A 1,173-nucleotide genomic window follows, 5' to 3' on the forward strand; every position below is an offset into this window, starting at 1 on the left:
AACGCAAATTTTAAGTTTAATAAAAGAAGCTTTAAAAAGGGAAGAAAAATTTATAATTTTCAATTTCAAAAATTTAGAAGATTTAAATTCAAAGATAAATATAGCAGGATTATTATTAAAAGAAATTTTCAAACTTTCAAAAAAAACCCAGCACAGACATACTGTAGTTTTAGAAGAAGCTCAACATTTTGCTCCTGAAAGAACTGCCACAGATGTTCCGTCCTCTTCAGAAAATCTTGCTTACACAATGGCAAAAAAAATAGCCATGGAAGGAAGAAAATTTAATTTAGGGTTAATTGCTATTACCCAAAGACCAGCAAATATAAGCAAGTATATTTTATCTCAATTAAACACACAAGTTATACTGAAGCTCATAAATAAGAATGACTTAGATGCTGTTTCCGTGTTTTTTGAAACTAACAAAGCTGAAGTTTTCAACTCACTTCCATATTTAAAACCTGGATATTTATACATTACAGGACTTGCTGTCCCTTTTGGTTATATGGCAAAAATAAGACTGGGTTAATCAAGTTTGAAAACTCAATAAAACCTAATAAATTATTACGTAAAAACTATAAAGAGGGAAAAATGTTTGTAGATAAAGCAAAAATATATGTAAAAGCTGGAGACGGTGGTAGAGGCTGTGTTGCATGGAGAAGGGAAAAGTTTGTACCTATGGGAGGACCTGCAGGTGGTAATGGCGGTAAAGGCGGAGATGTTATTTTAAAAGCTGACAACAGACTGCAGACATTATATGATTTTAAACATAAAGTTCATTTTAAAGCAGATAGAGGTCAACACGGTTCAGGCTCAAACAAACACGGTAGAAATGCTGAAGATTTAATAATAAAAGTACCTGTTGGGACAGTTGTAAAGGACGCTCAAACTGGCGAAGTAATCGCAGACCTTACACAGACGGACAGGAAGTTATTGTTGCAAAAGGAGGTAAAGGTGGAAAAGGAAATGCAGCATTTAAAACATCAACAAATCAAGCACCGGACTATGCAGAAGAAGGTGAAAAAGGTGAAGAAAAATGGATAGAGCTTGAGCTTAAACTGATTGCTGATGTTGGAATTATAGGTTTTCCAAATGCAGGAAAATCTACTTTAATTTCGGTACTTTCAAATGCAAAGCCTAAAATAGCAGATTATCCGTTTACTACACTTTCACCTG

Annotated in this window: 1 protein-coding gene and 1 pseudogene; both read left to right on the plus strand. The window is 33.7% G+C overall.

Features of this window, described 5'->3' with window-relative positions; all coding sequences use genetic code 11:
* On the plus strand, positions 1-526 hold a 526-nt coding region (locus HG1285_RS20100; RefSeq protein WP_008289594.1), incomplete at its 5' end, for an ATP-binding protein.
* Positions 527-588: 62 nt separating this feature from the next.
* A pseudogene (gene obgE / locus HG1285_RS18575) lies at positions 589-1,173 on the plus strand (GTPase ObgE); the annotation flags it as partial.

It is taken from the genome of Hydrogenivirga sp. 128-5-R1-1 (assembly GCF_000171895.1).